14 protein-coding genes are annotated in these 18,341 nt (G+C 60.2%); 7 read left to right on the plus strand and 7 right to left on the minus strand.

The window, feature by feature from the left end:
• Positions 1-405 precede the first annotated feature (405 nt).
• Positions 406-1,776 (plus strand): amidohydrolase family protein, encoded by a 1,371-nt coding sequence (locus ACESSC_RS01025; RefSeq protein ID WP_373160890.1) that lies wholly within the window; start codon positions 406-408, stop codon positions 1,774-1,776.
• 133 nt (positions 1,777-1,909) lie between these two features.
• Here the strand turns inward: ACESSC_RS01025 and ACESSC_RS01030 are convergent, their stop codons facing one another.
• The 7 genes from ACESSC_RS01030 to ACESSC_RS01060 form a co-directional block, all read right to left on the minus strand.
• Positions 1,910-2,383 (minus strand): hypothetical protein, encoded by a 474-nt coding sequence (locus ACESSC_RS01030; RefSeq protein WP_373160892.1) that lies wholly within the window; start codon positions 2,381-2,383, stop codon positions 1,910-1,912.
• A 145-nt stretch (positions 2,384-2,528) separates the two neighbouring features.
• Entirely contained in the window at positions 2,529-2,801 is a 273-nt protein-coding gene (locus tag ACESSC_RS01035) for a metal-sensing transcriptional repressor (RefSeq protein ID WP_117583949.1), read from the minus strand.
• Between the two features lie 38 nt (positions 2,802-2,839).
• Positions 2,840-3,061: a heavy-metal-associated domain-containing protein gene (locus ACESSC_RS01040; protein WP_373160894.1), complete on the minus strand. Its 222-nt coding sequence runs from the start codon at positions 3,059-3,061 to the stop codon at positions 2,840-2,842.
• A gap of 147 nt (positions 3,062-3,208) precedes the next feature.
• Entirely contained in the window at positions 3,209-5,551 is a 2,343-nt protein-coding gene (locus ACESSC_RS01045) for a heavy metal translocating P-type ATPase (protein WP_373160895.1), read from the minus strand.
• A gap of 571 nt (positions 5,552-6,122) precedes the next feature.
• Positions 6,123-6,632 (minus strand): DUF6273 domain-containing protein, encoded by a 510-nt coding sequence (locus ACESSC_RS01050; RefSeq protein WP_373160896.1) that lies wholly within the window; start codon positions 6,630-6,632, stop codon positions 6,123-6,125.
• Complete coding sequence (locus ACESSC_RS01055) at positions 6,571-8,181, minus strand: serine/threonine protein kinase (protein ID WP_373160897.1); 1,611 nt, start codon at positions 8,179-8,181, stop codon at positions 6,571-6,573. The genes ACESSC_RS01050 and ACESSC_RS01055 overlap by 62 nt, the downstream gene beginning before the upstream one ends.
• A gap of 171 nt (positions 8,182-8,352) precedes the next feature.
• Positions 8,353-9,315: an FHA domain-containing protein gene (locus tag ACESSC_RS01060; RefSeq protein WP_118449914.1), complete on the minus strand. Its 963-nt coding sequence runs from the start codon at positions 9,313-9,315 to the stop codon at positions 8,353-8,355.
• 588 nt (positions 9,316-9,903) lie between these two features.
• Here ACESSC_RS01060 and ACESSC_RS01065 point away from each other — a divergent pair.
• The 6 genes from ACESSC_RS01065 (at position 9,904) to ACESSC_RS01090 (ending at position 18,325) form a co-directional block, all read left to right on the plus strand.
• The gene (locus ACESSC_RS01065) at positions 9,904-12,111 is read left to right on the plus strand and encodes a DEAD/DEAH box helicase (protein WP_373160898.1); all 2,208 of its coding nucleotides are present in this window, start codon (positions 9,904-9,906) and stop codon (positions 12,109-12,111) included.
• Positions 12,112-12,732: 621 nt separating this feature from the next.
• Positions 12,733-13,494, plus strand: a complete 762-nt coding sequence (locus ACESSC_RS01070; RefSeq protein ID WP_117564226.1) for a ferredoxin family protein — start codon at positions 12,733-12,735, stop codon at positions 13,492-13,494.
• A gap of 343 nt (positions 13,495-13,837) precedes the next feature.
• Entirely contained in the window at positions 13,838-14,350 is a 513-nt protein-coding gene (locus ACESSC_RS01075) for a PTS sugar transporter subunit IIA (protein ID WP_158559620.1), read from the plus strand.
• Positions 14,351-14,368: 18 nt separating this feature from the next.
• Positions 14,369-15,223, plus strand: coding sequence for a PRD domain-containing protein (locus ACESSC_RS01080; protein WP_373160899.1), 855 nt, complete (start codon positions 14,369-14,371; stop codon positions 15,221-15,223).
• Between the two features lie 99 nt (positions 15,224-15,322).
• Positions 15,323-16,939, plus strand: coding sequence for a PTS transporter subunit EIIC (locus ACESSC_RS01085; RefSeq protein ID WP_349108013.1), 1,617 nt, complete (start codon positions 15,323-15,325; stop codon positions 16,937-16,939).
• Positions 16,940-16,942: 3 nt separating this feature from the next.
• Positions 16,943-18,325: a 6-phospho-alpha-glucosidase gene (locus tag ACESSC_RS01090; protein WP_055310193.1), complete on the plus strand. Its 1,383-nt coding sequence runs from the start codon at positions 16,943-16,945 to the stop codon at positions 18,323-18,325.
• Positions 18,326-18,341 lie beyond the last annotated feature (16 nt).

The following is an 18,341-nucleotide window of genomic DNA, read 5'->3' on the forward strand; positions in this document are numbered from 1 at the left end:
TTACAGATCAAGACAGAAGGTTGGCCACCGCAAAAAGATCTCAATCTGTAACATCTAGAGGCCGAAAACCTGTCTACTTGTTACAGATTTAGACGTTTGACGATGGGGCTGGAGAATATCTCAATCTGTAACATCTACAGGCCAAAACTTGACCTAACTGTTACAGATTGAGACAAAGGTTGGACGCACGACCGAAAATCTCGATCTGTAACATTTGGAAGGTTAAAGACGGTCCACTTGTTACAGATCAAGACGTTTTGCTGGAACGACCGAAACATCGCTGCGCTGGTCTGTTCATCCTCACGCCCTTCTCTTCTTCCCGTTAGCCGATATGTCCGCAGCAACCCTGTCGCGCTGGGTGATAATGGACAAATGTTCAAGTTAATCGTGAGGGAGGAGCTCGATATGGCATCTGCCGATCGTTCCACGTTGTTTATCAATGCGACCATTCTGGATGGTTCGGAGCATATGGAGCCGCAGCCCGATATGGCCGTGACTGTTGAGCGCGGCATCATCACCTGGATGGGGCCGAGTGCTGTGGCGCAGGCGCCCGCGGGCGCCGAGGTTATCGACCTGGGTGGTGCGTATCTCATGCCCGGTCTCATCAATATGCACGTGCACCTGTGCGGCTCGGGCAAGCCTGTCTCGGCCGGCGATGCGGGAGCGCTGATGAAGAAACTCGATAATCCCGTGGGCCGTGCCATCGTCCGCCGCATCCTCAAGGGCAGTGCCCAGCAGCAGCTGGCAAGCGGCGTGACCACGGTGCGCGGCGCGGGCGACCCGTTGTTTGCCGACATTGCCGTGCGCGACGCTATCGACGCCGGCAAGTATCAGGGCCCGCGCCTGGTAGCGCCGGGAACGGGCGTCACGGTGCCGGGCGGCCATGGCGCGGGCTTGTTCGCCCAGGTGGCCAACAGCCCCGTCGAGGCAGCCGAGCAGGTGCGAGACCTGTATGCGCGCGGCGCCGACGTCATTAAGCTGTTCGTGACGGGCGGTGTGTTCGATGCGACCGAGGTGGGCGAGCCGGGCGTGCTGCGTATGCCGGTGGAGGTTGCCGCGGCGGCGTGCAAGGCGGCGCACGAGGTGGGCCTGCCGGTTATGGCTCATGTCGAGAGCACCGAGGGCGTGAAGGCCGCGCTTGAGGCCGGGGTCGACACGATCGAGCACGGTGCCCCGATGACGCCCGAGATCCTGGAGCTGTACCGTGGCGCCGCGGGCACGCAGCTTGAGGATCGTGCGCCCAGCGTTACCTGCACGATCAGCCCGGCGCTGCCGTTTGTGTTGCTCGATCCGGAGAAGACCCATTCGACTGACACGCAAAAGAAGAACGGCGACATCGTGTGCTCGGGCATTATCGAGAGTGCTCGTGCGGCGCTGGAAGCTGGCGTTAAGGTGGGCCTTGGCACAGATTCGAGCTGCCCGTTCGTGACGCAGTACGACATGTGGCGTGAGGTGGCCTATTTTGCCAAGTATGTCGGCGTGAGCAACGCCTTCGCGCTGCATACGGCTACGCAGGTCAATGCCGAGCTCCTGGGGCTGGGCGGCGAGACCGGTACGATCGAGTGCGGCAAGGCCGCCGATATCCTGGTGACGCGCAAGAATCCGCTCGATGACCTGTGCGCTCTGCGTGAGCCGACGCATGTGATGTGTCGCGGTGATCTGGTACGCAAGCTCAAGGTGAAACGTATTCCCGAGGTGGACGCCGAGCTCGACACGATTATGGCCATGCCTGCAGAAGCGCTTGCCGAGGAGCTGGCCCGCGACGGCGTGGCGTAGGTGTGACAAAGGTGCAGCTCCGTTGCCGCATACAAAAAGCCGAGGTCTCAACACGAGGCCTCGGCTTTTTTATCGAACAAATACTTAAGATTTGGGACAAACAAACCTGATTAATTTGTCCCGCGTGCGGGCGCTAGGAGCGGGTTTCCATCTTGGCGTGGCACTTGGGGCAGGTGACGCGGATCTTGCCTTTGCCCTTGGGGACGGAGAGCATCTGGCCGCAGTTGGGGCACTTGAGGTATGCCGTGGTCTTGCGACCCTTCCATATCTTCTTGGCCGTGCGCTTGGCGCGCTCAAAATCTTCCTTGCTGGTGCCGGCCGCACGCGAGGCATTTGCCGCTGCGGTGCCGCCGCCCAAGCTGGCGACGAACTTGCCCAAGCCGGGGACGTTCGCGGTCGCGGCGACAAAGGGCGTGTTCTCCTTACGACGCGCGTCGATGTTTTTGGACAGGCCGCGCAGCACGCCAATCACGATGACGGCGATGGCAATCCAGCTGAGCCACTGGATGCGGGCTATCGATCCGATCATCGCGATGACGATGCCGGAAAAGCCCATAACGATGGTGAGCTCATCGGCGCCATTGCGGCCCTTCATAAAGTCATTCATGCAAATTGCCTTTCGTTCGATATGCTGCACGCCTTTATACCCGATTTAGAGCAAGGTGGACAGGTCATCTGCACCAAGGTGGTGCAAACATACCTGTCCCCGATGCACCAAGAAGGTGCAAAGCAGTCCGTCCCCAATGCCCCAATTACTTGGCGAGCTTGTCGACGACGCGCTCTATCTCGGCGAGCTTGGCGGCTTTGAGCTCCTCGTCGCCCGATTCGATGGCCGAGGCGACGCAGCCCTCAATGTGGGCCTTGAGCACGTCGGCGTTAATGCGCGCGAGGAGCGCCTGTGTGGCCATAAGCTGCGTGGAAATATCGACGCAATAGCGGTCCTCCTCGACCATCCGCAGGATGCCGTCGATCTGCCCGCGTGCCGTCTTAAGCATGCGAGTCACCGATTTATGGTCTGCCATCATGGCGGGTCCTCGTTTCTGGTCGGGGTGCGCGTGGGTCGTTACGCGGCGGTTACGGACAGGGCGTGGAACTTCTCGCCGGCGCCCTCGACGGCGGTGGCGAGCTGCTCGGCGGTCACGGTGTCGGCGCACTCCACCTGGACGGTCTGGGTCTCGTGATCGGCGTCGGCGTCGGTCACGCCGGCAACGTTGAGCAGTGCCGTCTCGACGGTAGCATCGCAGTGGCCGCACATAAGGCCCGAAGTCTTAATCGTGTAACGCATTGGTATTCCTCTCTGTTGTGTCGGCTTTCCCAAGCACCCGACCTTGACCTTCAAGCCGTCGCTCGCGTACCAAAGTACGCGTCGCTCCTCTTTCAGGTCAATCTCGGGCACCTGGAAAACCCGTTCTAAATGGACTTAATGGTGAGCCTATTTTGCCACTTTAGGCTTAAAGGATTTTAGGCGCAGCGCGTTGCTTACGACGCACACGCTCGACAGGCTCATCGCCGCGGCGCCAAACATCGGCGAGAGTTGCCATCCCGTGAGCGGGAAGAACACGCCCGCGGCGAGCGGAATGCCGATGCCGTTGTAGAACAGCGCCCAGAACAGGTCCTGCTTGATGTTGCGGATCGTGGCGCGCGAAAGCTCGATGGCGCGGGCGACGTCCATGAGGTCGCTGCGCATGAGTACTACGTCGGCGCCCTCCTTGGCGATGTCGGCGCCGGTGCCGATAGCAAGGCCCACGTCGGCGCGCGCCAGGGCGGGGGAGTCGTTGATGCCGTCGCCCACCATGGCGACCTTGCTGCCCGCATCCTGCAGCTCGCGCACGTGACGCTCCTTGTCGGCGGGAAGGACGTCGGCGATGACCTGCTCGCTGCTCAGCCCCACGCGGCGGGCAATAGCTTCGGCCGTCACGCGGTTGTCGCCGGTGAGCATGCACACATCGACGCCGAGCTTGCGGAGCGCGGCAATGGCCCCGGCGCTCGTCTCCTTGACCTCGTCAGCCACGGCAATGGTGCCGGCAAGCTCGCCGTTCTTGGCAAAGAACAGCGGCGTCTTGCCCTCGGCGGCAAATTGCTCGGCAAGGTCCGCGGGCACGGTAACGCCCAACTCGTCCATCAAGCGTACGTTGCCGGCTGCAATGGCGTTTTGCCCCTCGCGCGCCGTAACGCCACGACCGGGCACGGCGGCAAAGTCCTCGACCATGCGCGCGACAATTCCGCGCGCCTCGCACTCGGCCATAATTGCCTCGGCCAGCGGGTGTTCGCTCGAGCGCTCCAGCGCGGCAGCGAGCTTCAGTAACGCCTTTTCACTCATGGCGGGCGAGCCGTCAGCGCGCGTGGTTACCACGATATCGGTCACGGCAGGCTTGCCGCGGGTGACCGTGCCCGTCTTATCGAGCACCACGGTGCCCACGCTGCGCAGGTTCTCCAGCGCCTCGGCGCTCTTAAACAGAATGCCCATCTCGGCGCCCTTGCCGGTGCCCACCATAATGGCGACGGGCGTGGCCAGACCCAGTGCGCACGGACAGCTGATCACCAGCACGGCCACGGCGGAGGTGAGCGCCTCGTTGATACTGCCGGTCAGCGCCATCCATACCGCAAAGGTCACGGCCGAAATCACGAACACCACGGGCACGAATACGCCGGCGACCTTATCGGCCATGCGGGCGATGGGCGCCTTGGTGGCGTTGGCGTCCTCGACGAGCTGGATAATCTTGGCGAGCGATGTCTCGGCACCCACCCGCGTGGCGCGGAAGGTAAACGAACCGGTGCGGTTGACGGTGGCGGCGTTGACGGTGTCGCCGGCGGTCTTTTCCACGGGGATAGACTCGCCGGTGAGCGCGCTCTCGTCCACGGCCGAGCTGCCTTCGAGCACCACGCCATCGACGGGGATGGACTCGCCGGGGCGCACGCGCAGGACCTGGCCGGGAAGGATGGCGTCGACGTCGACGGTGGTTTCGGTGCCGTCATCGGCAACGACGGTCGCGGTCTTGGGTGCCAAGTCGATGAGCGCCTCGATAGCGCCGCCGGTTTTGGACTTGCTGCGCGTCTCGAGGTATTTGCCCACGGTGACCAGCGACAGGATCGTGCCGGCACTCTCAAAGTACAGGTTGCTCATGCCCGTCATCATGGCCTCGTGGATCTGACCCGCGGCTAGCTGGTCGGCCATGATGAACATAGCGTAGAGTGACCAAGCGATGGAAGCGGTGGCGCCCACGGCGATGAGGGCGTCCATGGTGGGCGCGCCGTGCGCGAGCGATTTAAACCCGTTGATAAAGTACGCGTCGTTGACATAGACGATGGGGATAAGCAGGACGAGCTCGGTGAGGGCGAGCGTCATGCTGTGGATGTGGTCCGTGAAAATGCCGGGTAACGGCCAACCGAGCATGTGCCCCATGCCTATGTAGAACAGCGGGATGAGAAAGACAATCGAGACGATGAGTCGAGTGCGCATGGCGGAGGCAGCGGCCTCCAACTTTTTGGTGGGCGACTCCATATGGGCGGCGCCAGACCTGACTTGCGCGTTGCCACTTGAGCCGGCGGCACCGGTGCCCGCGTCGACGGGCGAGGCCGAGTAACCCGCGCGATCGACAGCGGTGCAGATGTCGTCGGGGGAGACCTGCGCGGGGTCATAGTCCACCAGCATGGAGCCGGCGAGCAGGTTGACCGCGACGCTTTGGACGCCGTCGAGTTTGCTCACGGCGCGGTCCACGTGCGCCTGACAGGCGGCGCATGTCATGCCACCCACATCGAATTTATCTTGAGCCATGGCTTCTCCTTTCTGTAGTTTGGTGTTGGAATTGTTAACCTGCCGATACTATACACCCATACCCCCTGGGGGTGTTCAGTAATAGTTTGAATATATGACTTTTCATTACAGATGAGGGCGGCTGCTCAATCGGTGGCCGTCTCTGCCAAACATCTCAATCTGTAACGTCTGGACCGGTTTTTGAGCCGTAACTGTTACAGATTTAGACAAACATTTCAGCCGAAAACTAACGTCTCGATCTGTAACAACTAGACCCCGTTTTACCGAGTATTTGTTACAGATCAAGACAAACAGTTGGCAGGAAACTCAATGTCTCAATCTGTAACGTCTAGCAGGGAAAATGACCTCTAACTGTTACAGATTGAGACAGACTGCCCGCGGTCAACTCAAATGTCTCAATCTGTAACATCTAGAGAGGTTTTTGACCCCTTACTGTTACAGATTGAGATGTTGTCTCGCGGGGCTGGGGTTTGTCTCGTTCTGTAACATCTAGACCTGTATCTGCCGAGCTAGTGCTACAGATCAAGACAATTGCCGGGGAGGGGTCCCGTCACGGCAAGACGCCCGCCGCCTAGATACAGAACCCGGGGATCACACAGGTTCGCTTATTTGGCTTGTCCGCAGGCGTTGCGTACGTAAAGACGTCGCCGTCGTGTCCCACACGATTCAAATAGAGTGTGCCTCCACTCTCCGATGTGTCAGGGCTCACCGTGCGCTCCCACCAGCAGGTGTCCTTGCCCTTCCACTGGCGGACCATCGTCTCGTTCGTGGAATACGGGCTCACCTTGAGCTCGCGGAAGAGCTGATACTCCTTGCCCTCGCCGTTGTAGATGTCTGCCAGGTAGTGATAGCCCTCGGCAAACGAATCGGGCGGTTGCGTACCGCACAGCTCGACCATGGCGGGCAGCCAAAGGGTTGCGGGCAACTCGCTCAGACACGATGCACTGTTGGCGGCGCCCACATTGTTCGAGACCTTCTTGACCCCTTTAATGAGCGCGCGCAACTCGTTGGGCAGCAGCTTAAGGCCGTCGCCGTCGAGCCATTCCCGCAGCTCGCAATCTGCCCAGCCGGCGCTCGGCAATACCCGCGTCGAACATAAACGTCAGCCCGGCCTTGCCCGTCCCGTCCAGAAGCTCATCGTGGCGGATGCCCACAAGCTGAGCGCCGACCTCCAGCCCGTTGGCGAGCTTCACACGCTTGGTGCACGGATAGGGGATATGCCCATCAACGTCGAGCAGGTGGTAGCGCTTGGCAATCTCGTGTGCCTCGCTACGGGTCTCGGCGGCCTTAATCTTGAGCGAAATCTCCTGCAGCTGAGCCCAGGTGTAGTCGTCAAGCGAACCGCGGATGCCGTCCAGGTAGTCGGGGATGCCAAAGCCATGGGTTGCCGCCCCGATAACGCCGAGCCCCGCAACGGCTGCAACGACGCCGCCGATGACAAAGCGACGGCGTGTCATGGCGTCGTGCCGGGCCTGCTCCAAAATCTCTCGCGCGCGCTCGCCGGCGACGTCGACCTTAAGGTGCGTGCCAGAATCGATATCAATTGCGGCCTCGTCTCCTGCACCCTCGTGGTCCTCAGATTCTGCAGCGGGGAGGTATGTCGAGAGCACCTCGAGCATCTGCTGCTCGGTAGGGCGATCGCCCTGTTCGACCGAGATGCCTTTCATGATGATCTGGACAAGCGCTTTGTCGCCCTCGCAGCGCGGCTCGAGCGGCGCCGGTTTGGTCTTGGTCTTTATGAGGTAGAACGAGCCGGTCGCCGCGGCACCCGTCGACTCGACATCGAACGGTTTGCGACCGCTGTAGAGCTGGTACAGAATGCTCGAAAGCGCATAGACGTCGATCGCGGGCGAGCGGCGAAGGGCCGCGATGCCTTCGATATCCTGCGTGAGCATTTCGGGCGCGGCGTATGCGGGCGTGGCAAAGCGCCAGATGTCGGCGCGCCGGGTGATCGTGTCGTCGCCGAGGGCCATGGTCGCGGAGCCCATGTCGATGAGACAGGGGTCAAAGGAGCAATCGGCAATCTGCTGCTCGAGCGTTCGGCTGGTGGTGCGGAACATGATATTGGCAGGCGACAGGTCGCGATGGACGACCGGATTCACAAGGCCTTGGGTCATCAAGAGCGCGCGAAGCACAGCGTTTCCGACGGCGGTGACCATCTGGGTGGTCAGCCCGCCCGAGGCGTCGTGCGGAAGCAAGGGCAGCGCCTGTTTGAGCGAGGTGCCCTCGACCCACTCCATGAGGATAAGCGGGTCGTCCTCGCACGATCCGTAGCCATAGACGCGCGGAAATCCGCGCAGGTGCGAGACGGTACACAGATGACGGTACTCCTCGAACAGTGCGGCGGTGTTGGCCAGGTGCGCGGCCGATTGCTCGGCGGAGCGGTCGGGGGCTTGGCCGGAAAGGATGGCGTTGTCCTTGAGTAGCTTGACGGCAAAAACCTCGCCGCTTGTGTTGGTCGCGCGAAGCACATGTCCGATATTGCCGCTGTCGCGGTATGCCGTCTGAAGAATAAGCGTCATAAACCGGCGTTTGGCGTCGTCCTCGGCACTGGGGTCGACTGCCACGGCGGTATCGAACGTATCGAGACGGATGAGTTTGTCGCCATAGGCGCTATCGGTAGTATCCATGGCGTTCCTTTGTCTGGCATGGGTTGCCGCGCGTATACGTGGGCAGTGCGGATATCGGTAAAGTACTATGATAGCCGCACTGCCCACGTATACCGCTGGGTATTGTCGTTTACGACGCAGAAGGTAGAAGACAAAAGACGGGCGGTGACCGTCTTTCGATCACCGCCCGCGCTAGTCCACAATGACAAGGAATGTCGTGTAGAGACCCAGATGGAGCCTGTCGCTGTTTTCGATTTCCACCGGGGGATAGATCTTGCCGGGTTCGCGTTGGTCGCGCGGCGGCTCAATCACAATATCGCCGTCGCCCGCGCCCGATTCGAGCACTGTGCCGTTGGTCGATCCAAGGCCCTGGGCGTACCAGCGTCCACCTTCGAGCCAAATGCGGAGATGCTCGCGCGATGCATCGGTGCCTACATCGGTGATGCTGGGCGAGGTTTTGGGCAAGGACCCAATTACCGTGCCGCGCGGATCGCGTGTGAGGGGATGGATTTGCATGTCGGCGCAGTTGTCGGCATGGGTTCTGAGCAGACCGAGGTTGGGGGCGACAGTGCGCGGCTGCTCCAGGCTGCTCATAAAGCCACGTCCGACGGTAGTTTCGGTGGTGCCAAAGTGCCCGCCTGTCTTGCTGTCGCAAAAGCGCTCGACGGTGGCCACGCCTTGGATGGGGTCAGCGAGCGCCCCCGTTGCCACAAAGAGCATAAGGTAAAGCGTACTCTTCTCGCGCACGGCATTGCCGTCAAAGTTGTCGATGCGATTGAGGGCATTTGCATATAGGCAGCTGTCCAACTTGTAGCTGGCGAGAGCCGACATCATTTCGTTGGCGGCCGGGCCGCGATAGTGCTCGGCGATTGCCTGATAGGCGGACTCGCCGCTGCCGAGCTTGCTGCAGATTGCCGCGGAAAGATTGAGCGTGGTGATGGCAAAGTCGCTGTAGATGGCGGGCGCGCACTGGTCAGGCTCGCGATGGACGATGTAACGGGTGAGATACGAGCGGTTGGAAGAGCATTTCTCGAGCAGGGTACTGCCGAGATAAGAGTTTCCATTGATGAGCATTCGGGCAATCTCGAGATGTTTAAGACCGCCGAACGAGCGAATATCGTTATAGAGGACCGAGCAAGGCGTCTCTGCTGCCACGGATACCTCCTTTGATTGCTTCCTAGCCAATATGGCGATAGGAATTAATGGCCCCCGGTGGGCGACGTATTAAATGGCTGCGCAATATATAGCGTAACCAAAGCAACATTATAGGCCACATGTTCGAAATTGCAGGAAGACTGAGAGATTTGGTTTGGACTGGACGGAAATCCCCCTCTGTCTTGTTCTGTAACATTTGGGGCCGGTTTTGCTTCGCAGCCGTTACAGATTGAGACGTTTGTGAACCGTGTCGACCGTTTGTCTCGATCTGTAACACGTAGAGGAAGATTTGCCCCGTAACTGTTACAGATTGAGACAATCAGCCGGGCCCGCCTCGTCCGCCTCGTCATCTGTGGTTTACGTGGGGGCATGCGATGCACGGGTATACTAACCAGCGGCGAATCTGCTCCATCGCTTAGAGCTGCTGCGTCTGGACGGCGCGTGATAGGGCTGCCAAAGCGATCGCCAGCGTGCTGAGCAACGTCCTCTCTGTGCGCACCCGTTTTTGTATGTATTAGCGCACTACCAAGCACGCCCGCGCGGCCGCATGCCGTGCCCATTGCGCGTGCAGATAAGGAACAACAACATATGCGTAATTCTGTATCCGACGTCACCGACGCCGAGATCCTGGACGAGACCCGTGAGGCCATGACCCAGGCTGCCTTCGATGCCGCCGATGAGGCCAATGCTGCCCAGGCCGTCGAGTCCGCTACCGAGAACCTGCCCGCCTTTGACGAGCTGGGACTTTCGGACGAGATACTTCGTGCTATCGAGAACCTGGGCTACACGGCGCCGACGCCCGTTCAGGCCGGCTCGATCCCTGTGGTGCTCGAAGGCCGAGACCTGCTTGCCGCCGCTCAGACCGGCACCGGCAAGACGGCTGCCTTTTTGCTGCCGACCATGAACAACCTGGAGCACATCGCTCCTCCCAAACCCGTGCGCGAGCGCAGCGGCCGCAACCGTCGTCGCGGTGCTAAAAAGCCCGAGGGCAACGGCCGCGGCCCTGTGATGCTCGTCATCACCCCTACGCGCGAGCTTGCCCAGCAGATCGACGAGGTCGCAAGCAAAATCGCCGACGTCACCGGTCATGTTGCCGTGACCGTCGTGGGCGGCGTGAGCTACAAGCCGCAGACCGCGGCACTTAAGTACGGCTGCGACATCCTGGTCGCAACGCCGGGCCGTCTGGTCGATCTGATCGAGCAGGGTGCCTGCCACCTGGGCGAGGTCAAAGTGCTGGTACTCGACGAGGCCGACCGCATGCTCGACATGGGCTTTTTGCCCGCCGTCCGCCGCATTGTGCGCGAGACGCCGGCCGAGCGCCAGACGCTGCTGTTCTCGGCGACACTCGACGAGGAGGCCGTGGGCGAGATCACCGACCTGGTGAGCGACCCGGCTCGCGTGGAGATCGCGCCCGCCACGTCGACCGCCGACACCGTCGACCAGTTTGTGTTCCCGGTGTCCATAGAGGCCAAGAACAACCTGCTGCCCGAGTTCCTCAAGAAGGAGGGTCCGGAGCGCACTATCGTCTTTATGCGCACCAAGCACCGCGCCGACAGTTGCTGCCGTCGTCTGGAGCGCAAGGGCATCAAGGCCGCCGCAATCCACGGCAACCGCAGCCAGGCCCAGCGCGAGCGCGCGCTTTCTGCCTTCCGCGATGGCACCGTCGACGTGCTGGTGGCGACCGACGTGCTTGCCCGCGGCATCGACATTAGCGACGTGCGCTACGTCGTGAACTTTGACGTGCCGGCCGAGCCGACCGACTATATCCACCGCATTGGCCGTACAGGCCGCGCCGGCGAGCTGGGCTGGGCCATCACGTTTGTGACCGAGCAGGACGTGGACGAGTTCTACGAGATCGAGAAGCTCATGGACAAGACCGCCGACATCTACGAGGCCGGCGACCTGCACGTGGGTCCCAACCCGCCCGCGGTTGATCCCGAGCGCGACCCTGCGGCCTTTAAGGCGAAGAAGAAGACCAAGCGCGGCAAGTCCAAGAGCAAGAAGAAGCTTGAGCAGGCGCGTCGCGACGGCAAGCGCAACGGCGACGATTACGGCGATGTTGCCGGTCGTTCCAACCGCGGTCGCGACGAGCGCCGCGGCGACGGCGAGCGTCCGAGCCGTCCCAAGCGCGGCGGCAAGACCCGCGTGCGCGAGGGCGTTCAGGCTCGCGTAGACGAGGCTGTTGAGAGCGTGGCCCGCGAGGTAGCTGCCGAGGAGCGCGGCGGTGCCGCTGCCGTCGAGCAGGCCCCGCGCGGTAACCGTGCCGAGCGTCGTGCCAAGCAGTTCCAGGGCGAGGCGCATCGCCGCCGTCGCGAGGATGGGGATCGCGGTGGCCGTCGTCGTGTCGAGCGCGAGGACGAGGGCCGCGGTTCGCGCGGTGGCAAGCGCGGTGGCCGTGACGAGCGCCGCGGCGGCGAGGGCCGTGGTGAGCGTAGCACCCGCGGCGGCGAGTCCCGTGGCGGCAAGCGCTTTGAAGAGCGCGGTAGCCGCGGCGGCGAGCGTCGCGAGGGTGCTCGCGGCAATGGCGGCCGCGGCGGCGCTGGTCGTTCTAACGAGTCGCGCGATCGTCGTGACCCGCGTGCCAGCCGCGATCGTCGCGATGACTGGCGCAACTACGACGATACCCGCGAGGAGCGTCGTGGCGGCTATCGTGGCGGGCGTGGCGGCAACCAGACCGGCTCCCGTGGCGGCCGTGCCGGCGGTCGCGATAACCGTGGCAGCTATGGCAACAGCCGTGGTGGCAAGCGCGGCGGCAGCTCCCGTCGCCCCGGTGACGGCGGCGGCAAGCGCAAGTAACACACGCGTCGCGCGGTAAGGCGAGATGAGTTTGGGCCCCGAGCAGACTGTGCTCGGGGCCCTTTTTGTTTGCCGTATCCGATCGCTAGTTCAAATGTGATTTCCTCGGGAATGCATCTAGAGGATGCCGTGGGCCTGTTTCCTGCCATGCGGCAATGGGTCCCATGGGGTGCGCCGTGCATTTTTTGGAGTATTCTGTAGTTCGAGTTGTCTGCATATGATTCGACGTCGCCAACGGTGGTCTTCGGATATCCCTAGAGAGCGTTTTGAGCCAGATTTCGCCGTTTTCCGGAGCAGGGACGCGTTATTCTCGCCATGTCGGGACTTAAAATGATACGGCGCCCTACAGTTTTGCCCACCCGCGGCGGTGCTGGCGCGGTCACGTTGCAGAATACTCCGTTTTTTGCACGGGCCAGGATGGGGTACCTTGGGAGAACACGGCAGCATCCCGTAAATATATACAATCTGTACCGTAATTTATACAAAACGAAGAGGCAGGCAGCGTAGGGTTGGTGCATTGGGGTGCTTGGTGCGCCAAAATGGGGACCCCACGTGCCGTATACTCTGGCTGGATGTGAAAACGGCTTGACGCGTTGCTGAGCGTAGGGGGAGGGTGTCTAGATGAGCGTATTTGAAATTGTGTTTAGTCCGACGGGTGGAACGGAGAAGGTGTCTTGCCTTGTGGCTGGAGCGCTGGACAAGAATACCGTTACCGTCGATCTGACCGATAGCGGGTTGGATTTCCACGAGGTCTCGATGACGAAGGACGACGTGGCTGTTATCTCCGTGCCAGCGTATGCCGGCAGAGTCCCTGCCGTGGTGGTCGACCGACTGAACATGGTTCACGGCAACGGAGCGCGGGCCGTTCTGGTGTGCGTCTACGGAAACCGCGCGTTTGAGGACACGCTCGTAGAGCTGGAGGACGTTGCGAAGCATGCGGGATTCCGGGTAATCGCGGCAGTTGCAGCCATTGCAGAACATTCCATTGCGCGACAGTTTGCTGCTGGGCGACCGGATGCGCAGGATGCGGCGCAGCTCGCAGAGTTTGCGCAGCAAATTCAGCAAAAGCTGTTGGCTGAGGATACATCCGAGCCCTCTATTCCCGGCAATCGTCCTTACAAACAAGCCAGAGGTCACCGCATGGCACCTGAGGCAACAGAGGATTGCGTCTCCTGCGGTGCATGCGCCGCGGCGTGCCCCGTTTGTGCTATCGACAAGGGTGACCCCAAACGAGCAGCTGGCGAGGCGTGCATCTCCTGCATGCGCTGCATTGCCGTATGCCCGCGAGGCGCTCGTAAGCTTGATCCCAACAAGCTATCCGCTGTTTCCCAGATGCTGAGCAAGGTTTGCGTCGTGCGGAAGGAATGCGAGCTCTTTGTCTAGCGCATACGAAATTGGTGCAATGGGGCCAGGTTAATCTGCACCAACCTGGTGCAAGCAAACCTGTCCCCAATGCACCAGAGTGAGGAGTGTCCCCGAGTGCCGGCAGAAAAGGAACGTCCCCAAGTGCTGCCTAAATACCGTTTATCGAAGAAAAAATACCGCTCACCGGTCATAATGACTATTCTGGCTTTGGGCTTGTCTACAATAGGTCCCGTAAAAAGAAATGCGGAAGGTTACCGAGTCCCTCGGACGTGGGCCTAACCAAAGTCTTTGAACGGGTGTGTCTCTATGGATGCATTCGCTTGATTTTGGTTGGGCTATATTTATGAAGGGACATGCCACCATGGGTTTCTTTTCTCGCCTGATGGGCGGTTCGGATGAGCAGAAGACTGCAGCTTCCGAGTTCGAAATCCTCGCTCCCGTTTCCGGCGAGCTTGTTCATCTAGAAAATACCAATGACCCCGCTTTTAGCAGCCGTGCCGTGGGCGATGGCGTTGCCGTGGTTCCCCAAGAGGGAACGGTGTGCGCTCCTGTTTCCGGCACCGTCGCGGCGCTGTTTCCGACTGAGCACGCGCTGGGCATCATGTCCGACGACAGCTCTGCTCAGGTGATGCTGCATATCGGAATCGACACTGTTAAACTTGAGGGCAAGGGCTTCCATGCGCTTGTTGCTCAGGGTGACCATGTCGACGCGGGCCAGCCCCTCGTCGAGGTCGATTTCGAGGCGGTTCGCGCCGCTGGCTTCGACCCCACGGTCTTCGTTATCGTGTGCGAGCGTTCGGAGAACTCGACTCTTCGTGAGCATGCTTCCGGCCCTGTTGCTGTTAAAGAGCCTGTCGTCTGGCTTTCCGAGTAAATTCTTGTGGTGGGTACCGTGGTTATCAAGCGAGTTTTCAACAATAACGTCGCAATGGTCACTTCGGACGATGGCTCCGAGCTCATCGTCATCGGCCGAGGCCTCTGCTTTGGCCGCCATGCCGGCGACGCTATCGACGAGGCGTCGGTCGAAAAGACCTATGCGCTGCAGGAGGGAACTTCTCAGGATTCGCGTACGATTGACCGCTTGGCACATCTTTTGGAGTCCATCCCCACCGTCAACCTCGTGATTTCCGAGGACATCGTTCAGATGCTCCGTCGAGAGCTCAATGTTGATATCAACGACAAGATTCTCATTGCTCTCGCAGACCATATCAGCCTTGCTTTGGAGCGCGAGCGCAAAGGCGTTCCCTGCGAGAACCCGCTGCTGCTCGAGATCCAGCAGTTCTATCGCAAGGAGTACGCGCTTGCGGGCCGTGCGCTGCAGATTATCAAGGAGTATATGGGCATCCAGATGAGCGAAGAAGAGCAGGGTTTTATTACGCTGCATATCGTCAACGCCACCATGCCGCAGCGCTCTGACCGTCTCATCATCTCGGTCCAGCTTGTTCGCGACGTGCTCGCGATTGTTTCCGAGCGCTATGCCACGACCCTCGATGACACCTCGCTGCCTTACGAACGTTTCGTTCGTCACCTGCAGTTTTTCGCGCAGCGAGCGCTCGATCCTGCGGCCGGGCAAATCAATGGTGACGCGCTGTTCCGAATCGATGAAACGGTGTACCCGTGCGCATTCTCGTGCGCGGACGCCATAGCCGCCCACTTGTCGTCTACCTATAACGTTGTCGTTACCAATGCCGAGAAGAGTTATCTCGCTTACCACATTGTTAACCTGCTTGGAGAACCTGGTCTCTAGGCATAACGTGCCCACACATCGATTGATATGAGGCAGGGCTTATGGCCTTGTCCAGGGCACATCTGTCTTAATTTGCGGAAAAGGAAGGGGAGTACCGCTATGACCGCAAAAAAGAAGTTCAATTTCAAAGCGCCGTTGGAGGTGTTCGCGAAGTCAATCGTTCAGCCGATGATGTATCTCTCGGTTGCCGGCATTCTGCTCATCGTGGGCATTATTCTGACCAACAAGACCATTTGCGCCTTGATCCCCGTACTGGGCTCCGGTCCGTTCCAGCTTGTGGGCGCCGTTGTCTATCAGTCGCTGATGTTTATCATCAACAACCTCTCGATTCTGTTCTGCGTGGGCATCGCCGGCGCCATGGCAAAGAAGAACAAGGGCCATGCTTCGCTGATCGCCCTGATGTCGTTCTTCCTGTTCCTGCAGGCTAACAACATCGTGCTCAACGCCACCGGCTCTCTTGCCGAAGCGAGCGGCATGCTCGGTCTTACCGGAACCGGTCAGAGCACCGTTATGGGCATTCAGGTGCTCGATACCGGCGTGTTTGGCGGCATCATTCTTGGTTGCATCACCGGTGCCGTGTTCAACAAGTACTCGAACAAGCAGTTCCCCATTGCCCTTTCGATGTTCTCGGGCGTTCGCTTCCCGTTCCTGATCATGATCATCATCTCCTGGATCATGGGCGCTGGCTTCTGCATCGTTTGGCCTCCGGTTCAGGGCGCCATCTCCTCCGTTGCCGGCATCATTAAGGAGTCGGGCAACATCGGTCTGTTTATCTACGGCATGCTCAACAAGCTGCTCGTTCCCACCGGCCTGCACCACCTCATCTACACCCCGTTCCAGTTCTCCGATGTGGGCGGCACCCTTACGCTGGGTGATCAGGTTATCGCCGGCGCCTATCCCATCCGTGTTGCCGAGATGGCGATGACGGGCCAGCCCTTCTCCGATAGCACCTACTTCAACAGCTACACCTTCAACAACCTGTGGCCCTACATCGGTATCGGTCTCGCCTTTATCTTCACCGCTTACAAGGGGAACAAGGATAAGACCAAGGCCGTTATCATCCCGCTGATCATCACCGCCGTGCTCTCCTGCGTGACCGAGCCCATGGACTTCCTCTTTGTCTTTGCCGCTCCCGTGCTCTTTGTCGTTCACTCGGTTCTTTCCGGCATCTTCCTGGTCCTGCTCAAGGTCCTCTCCGTGCCCGCTTCGACTGCAGGCGGCATCATCAACATCGTGGTTTCCAACCTGGTTCTTGGTGTCGATAAGACCAACTGGCCGATGATGCTCGTGCTCGGAGTCGTCAACGCCGCGCTGTACTTCTTCCTCTTCACCTTCCTTATTAAGAAGCTCAACCTCCACACGCCTGGTCGCGAGGAGGAGTCCGAGCTCGCCGAGTCCGTTGCCGAGGGCGAGGCCGCCGCGTCTGTCGCGGTGAAGCAGGGCGCTGTTGCCGCAGCTCCCGCAGAGGGCGTCGATGCAGGTATTGCCGACCTGGTCGCAGGTCTTGGCGGCAAGGACAACATCGAGGAGCTCGAGAACTGCTTTACGCGTCTCCGCGTGAACGTTAAGAACCCGGACCTCATCGATGAGAGCCTCATCAACCACGTGCCCAACAGCGGCATCAACCGCAACGGCAACAATATCCAGATCATCTTTGGCATGAAGGTTGCCGAGATGCGCGACAAGGTCGAAAACGCAATTGAGAAGGAGCAGTAAACAATGATCATTACTCTGTGTGGTGGCGGATCCACCTTTACCCCCGGCATCGTCAAGTCCATCGCTCTGCGCAAGGACGAGCTCGACGTTGACGAGATTCGTCTGTACGACATCAACGAGGAGCGCCAGCGCAAGATCGGCGTACTCGTGGACTGGATTCTGCACGAGGACCTCGGCCTGGACATCAAGCTCACGGTGACCACCGACAAGGAGACTGCCTTTACGGATGCCAGCTTCGTGTTTGCCCAGATGCGCGTGGGCGGCTACGCCATGCGCGAGCAGGACGAGAAGATTCCGCTGCGTCACGGCTGCGTGGGCCAGGAGACCTGCGGTTGCGGCGGCCTTGCCTACGGCATGCGCACCATCTTCCCCATGGTCGAGCTGATCGATGACGTTGAGAAGTACGCTAAGAAGGACTACTGGATTCTCAACTACTCCAACCCTGCTGCCATCGTGTCCGAGGGCTGCCGCGTGCTGCGTCCCAACGCTCGCATCATCAACATCTGCGACATGCCGATCGCGATCATCGACGTGGTTTGCGCCGCACTCGATATCGACAAGAAGGATGTCGAGTACGATTACTTTGGCCTCAACCACTTTGGTTGGTTCACCTCGATCCGCCACAAGGGCGAGGAGGTGCTCCCGCAGCTGCGCGAGTACATCAAGGAGCATGAGATTCTGCTGCCCGACTCCTACCTCAAGGGCATGGGCTCGCTCATGGCAAAGAAGCCCGAGGAGGCCACTGACGAGCACCCCGAGCAGAACCGCCACACCAAGGGCAGCTGGTACTACGTCTGGAAGGGCGAGTACGAGATCATGGAGTGCTTCCCGGAGTACCTGCCCAACACGTATCTGAACTACTACCTGCAGCAGAAGGAGTTCGTCGAGCATTCCAACCCCGAGCGCACCCGTGCTAACGAGGTTGAGGAGACGCGTGAGAAGAACCTCTTCGACGGCATCGACCACTACGAGAAGACGGGCGAGATCGACGAGAGCACGTTCTATGCGGGCAGCCACGGCGACTGGATTGCCGACCTGGCTATCGCTCTGAAGAACGATACCAAGCAGCGCTTCCTGGTCATTTGCGAGAACAAGGGCGCTATCCCCAACATGCCCTACGACGCTATGGTCGAGCTGCCTGCCTACATTGGCAAGAACGGCCCCGAGGTCATCAGCCGCGACAACATTCCGCTGTTCCAGCAGGGCCTCATGATGCAGCAGCTGAACTCCGAGAAGCTCGTGGTCGAGGCTACGATCGAGGGTTCTTACGAGAAGGCGCTCAAGGCCTTCACGCTCAACAAGACCGTACCGTCGATGAAAGTCGCCAAGGAAGTTCTCGACGACATGATCGAGGCCAACAAGGGTTACTGGCCCGAGCTTAAGTAAAAGCAACAGGGTCGCT

Origin of the sequence: Collinsella aerofaciens (assembly GCF_964243765.1) — a bacterium.
GTDB lineage: Bacteria > Actinomycetota > Coriobacteriia > Coriobacteriales > Coriobacteriaceae > Collinsella > Collinsella aerofaciens_BU.